The sequence below is a fragment of the Tissierella praeacuta genome (assembly GCF_040396155.1).
GTDB classification, from domain to species: domain Bacteria; phylum Bacillota; class Clostridia; order Tissierellales; family Tissierellaceae; genus Tissierella; species Tissierella praeacuta_A.
The window spans coordinates 1-4,109 of the sequence record NZ_JBEBOY010000087.1 but is presented as its reverse complement, the minus strand read 5'-3'; the positions used below and the strand labels follow the sequence as shown (position 1 = coordinate 4,109).

Annotated in this window: 6 protein-coding genes; 2 read left to right on the top strand and 4 right to left on the bottom strand. The window is 29.2% G+C overall.

The features are described 5' to 3' along the window. The coding region (locus ABWP20_RS18250; protein ID WP_353097794.1) for a DUF4438 domain-containing protein at positions 1-924 on the top strand (924 nt) is incomplete at its 5' end. A 1-nt stretch (position 925) separates the two neighbouring features. Continuing rightward, positions 926-1,225, top strand: coding sequence for a DUF1294 domain-containing protein (locus tag ABWP20_RS18245; protein WP_353097793.1), 300 nt, complete (start codon positions 926-928; stop codon positions 1,223-1,225). 87 nt (positions 1,226-1,312) lie between these two features. Here the strand turns inward: ABWP20_RS18245 and ABWP20_RS18240 are convergent, their stop codons facing one another. The 4 genes from ABWP20_RS18240 to ABWP20_RS18225 all read right to left on the bottom strand — a co-directional run bounded on the left by ABWP20_RS18240 (position 1,313) and on the right by ABWP20_RS18225 (position 4,049). Next, entirely contained in the window at positions 1,313-1,573 is a 261-nt protein-coding gene (locus tag ABWP20_RS18240) for a hypothetical protein (RefSeq protein ID WP_353097791.1), read from the bottom strand. A gap of 751 nt (positions 1,574-2,324) precedes the next feature. Continuing rightward, complete coding sequence (locus ABWP20_RS18235) at positions 2,325-2,498, bottom strand: zinc-ribbon domain-containing protein (RefSeq protein WP_353097790.1); 174 nt, start codon at positions 2,496-2,498, stop codon at positions 2,325-2,327. Positions 2,499-2,665: 167 nt separating this feature from the next. Beyond that, positions 2,666-3,280, bottom strand: a complete 615-nt coding sequence (locus tag ABWP20_RS18230; RefSeq protein ID WP_353097789.1) for an acetate uptake transporter — start codon at positions 3,278-3,280, stop codon at positions 2,666-2,668. Between the two features lie 91 nt (positions 3,281-3,371). After that, positions 3,372-4,049: a uracil-DNA glycosylase gene (locus ABWP20_RS18225; protein ID WP_353097788.1), complete on the bottom strand. Its 678-nt coding sequence runs from the start codon at positions 4,047-4,049 to the stop codon at positions 3,372-3,374. Positions 4,050-4,109 lie beyond the last annotated feature (60 nt).

Sequence of the window (4,109 nt, the reverse complement as noted above, 5' to 3'; positions counted from 1 at the left end):
TGTTTTAACTGCATGGTCATTACTGACTATGACATTATTATACTAGGAGTGATTTCTATGTTAAAAACTAATAAAAACAAATTAGTGATCCAATCAGTACAAGGAAAAATTCATAGCCCAATGATGGGACCAAGCCCCTATAGAATAAGCAATGATGGAATACCTATGATTTTACATGGTGTAGGGGGCATTACTTACAATTTCCAAATAGGAGATTCCTGTATGGAGCTTGTAGGTGACCATGTAGAACCTGGTGTAAGTATTAGAAATGAAGATGTTGCTGAAAATAGAGCTTTAATGGTACTATCCTGTGTAGGTAATGAGGCTAGAATAATAACTGGAGATGCAAAGGGCGCAAAGGGATTTGTTACTGGAACCCATGGAGGAATTGAACATGTACTTGTATATTTCCCTAAAGAAGATTTAGAGAAAATGGCTATAAATGATACAATACTTATTAAAGCCAATGGTCAAGGTCTTAAAATTGAAGGTCATGATGATGTATTAGTAATGAATCTTGACCCTAATCTATTTGAAAAAATGGGAATTAAAGAAAACGAAAATGGAGAATTAGAAGTTCCTGTAGTAACTGAAATACCTGCTCATCTAATGGGTTCAGGAATTGGCAGTGCTACAAGCCTTACTGGAGATTATGATATAACTACTGGAGATAAGGAAGCAGTAAAAAAATATGGAATAGACAAACTTAAATTTGGAGATATAGTATTATTAAGGGATTGCGATAATACCTATGGACGTCAATATTTAGAAGGCTCTGTAACAATTGGTGTAATAGTACATTCAGATTGTATATTAGCAGGACATGGACCTGGAGTTACAGGTTTACTTAGCTGTAAAACCACTAAGATAAAGGGGATAAAAACTAAAGATGCTAATATAGCAAATTATCTTGGTGTAAAATAATATGAAATTTATTTCAAACTTTAATAATAAAGAAATCTTCTTCTTAGGACTTTTAATTCTAATAAACCTTACTTCATTTATATTATTCGGCATAGATAAAAGTAAAGCCGAAAAGAGAAAATGGAGAATACCAGAAGCATATTTACTAGGAATATCTTTCTTTGGCGGTTCCATAGGAGCTTTAATTGGAATGGTAATCTTTAAACATAAATTAAGTAAAAAGAAATTCTATATTGGTATTCCTTGCTTTATAATATTAAACAAGATTATTGAATTAATTATATTTAATAATCTCAGGTAGAAATAGTAGAACGGATTAATAAAAGAGTGACTTAAGTCACTCTTTTATTAATCCTAATTTGTATATCTTTAAAAGTTATTAACAAGATTATATATCTTTAATAAATTTTATAACCCCTAACCCTCCTATTAAAGATATAACCAATCCTCCAATTCTAAAATTTGATGCAATGTTGTCAATCATATTAAAATATGAAGCAGCATCCATCATAACTTTATAACCACGTCTATTTACAGAACTTACTATTTCTTTACTTATAAAAAAGGAGGAGAAAATAAATATTAGCCCAATAATTAAGAAAAATAAAAATACAATCAATAATTTTTTACTAGATATTAAATTTTTCATTCATAATCCTCCATTTATATTTTATAAGTTAATCATAAATAAAATAAGGATCAAATCCTGTAAATTTCTCAACATAAACTACTGCTGTATTACCTGTATCCGTCCAAACCATCGAACGATTTATCAGTGCACTTAATTACTTGTATAAATCTTAGAGAATCAAAATCAACACAACATTAAGAATGAGTATAGAAAAAAATTATCACTTTGCTAATTCTCTAAAGGATTACAGTAGAAAGGCTATTTTCTATAATAAATTGCTGTAATCTTGAAAACTCAAGATATATGGATTTAATAAATATAGGTTTCATGCGATATGTACATTACTCTCATACCTTATTGAAAAAATAATCAGTAATGATCAAAGGATTAAATTTAACAAATTTCTTTGGAATAAATAGGAATTAATCTTGAGATAGTAGTAATTGGAAATTTACAAGCTAATTATTCAATAAGTTATATTGCATTAAAATTATGAATTATCATTTTATTACATAATCTCAATGTATTAATATAATATCATAAAAAAATATAAAATTCTAATTACATAATACCCAAAAAATCGACATTCATCATATCTTTCCTTACCATCAAACTCAATATTAATTATTTACTCTTTAATTTCTTCATAAAAAGATAATTGCAAACTATTCTTGTTTCTAATATTTTATACAATTATTCAGCTTCTACACAATAATCTACTCATATTTTATATATAATAAATAATGACAGGGAATTTTCCCTGTCATTATTATCTTCTAAAACCTCTGTTGTTATTGTTTCTTTCTTGCTTTCTTTTTTTCCTACAATCTGCACATCTTTGAGGTTCATTATCAAAGCCTTTTTCCTTGTAGAATTCTTGCTCTCTTTCTGTGAATACAAAATCAGTACCACAGTCTTTACATTTTATTGTCTTATCTGCCATTTCAACATTCCTCCTTTACATTTATTATAAGATTTAAAATAGAATCAAGAATATTTCATAAAAGAGGAAATGTTGTTTGCTCAATTAATAATTTTCCGAGTTTTAAATCTTATTGGTATTAATAGTATAATTCTATTTCTAAAACTATGCAAGAGAATTGTTATTTATTATTTAAATATTCCAAATGGCTTTCCTACAGGTAAAAAGTTTTTCCCGAAATGTTCATTTAATACTGACGCTCCTGAACCATAAAATGATAATAATGAAATAATAAGTTCTGAATACGCCGCTAATTTATGTGGAAATTCTCCCATAATGCCAAAGGAATCAAGAGTTAATCCGAGAAATAATAGGTCTATAAAGAAGAAAATTAAAAATAATACCTTATGTGTCTCCATAGCACCTATAGTCATAAAAATTGTGAATATTAGATATCCTAAAAATGCAAATCCTAACTGCTTTGTATCTATGTTTGCTGCTAGAGCTTCACCAAACGCTCCCATATCTATCATCCAAGATGCAGCAACTCCCATCCAAAAGAACCCATAGGCTCCAAATGCAGTTGTGCCAAAAGTGTTATTCCTCTTTGAATCATTGATAGAAGCAAATAATTGAGCAAAAGCCCCCAAAAATATTGCCCATGGTATCACAAATGATAGTCCTTGTGTAATACCTAACTTCTGTGATGATGCCACCAGTGTTACCATTGCTAGTCCAAAAAGACCTAATGCCGACGGATCTGCATTAACAATTTTTACATTTTGTAGTTGATTTTTCTCCATAAAATCCTCCCTTAAATAATATAATCTCATATATGATACCATGTTCTAGATTTATATCAAGTTATTTTTTTATCATATTTAAAGGAGAGTTTTAAATATTTTCTATCTGCCAGTCTATAGGCTCTTTCCCTATGGATTCTAAAAATTTATTTGTCTTAGAAAAAGGTTTCGATCCAAAAAATCCTCTACTGGCTGATAAAGGACTAGGATGAACAGATGTTATTATATAATGCTGTGGGTTTGTTATAAAAGCTTTCTTTTTGATTGCATTATTTCCCCAGAGTATAAATACTATAGGATCTTCTCTTTCGTTTAGTAATTTTATTATATGATCTGTGAAAATTTCCCATCCAATTTTACTATGTGAATTAGCGTCCCCAGCTCTTACAGTTAAGGATGTATTTAACAATAATACTCCTTCTTTAGCCCATTTAGTCAATGTACCATTATTAGGTATGTAACAGCCTAAATCATCTTTTAATTCCTTATATATATTTACCAGTGAAGGCGGTATCCTTACCCCTGGTTTTACAGAAAAGCTTAATCCATAGGCTTGATTAGGTCCATGATATGGGTCTTGTCCCAATATAACTACTTTAACATCCTTATAAGAAGTATAATGTAATGCGTTGAATATATCATGCATGTCTGGATATATAGTTCTTGTACTATATTCTCTAACTAGAAACTGTCTAAGTTTTTGATAGTATTCTTTTTGCATCTCTCCTTCCAATAACTCTTGCCAATCATTATTAAATATTTTCTTCATAAAATTCACTCCTAGTATAATAATGTCATAGTCAGTAATGACCATGCAGTTAAAACATTT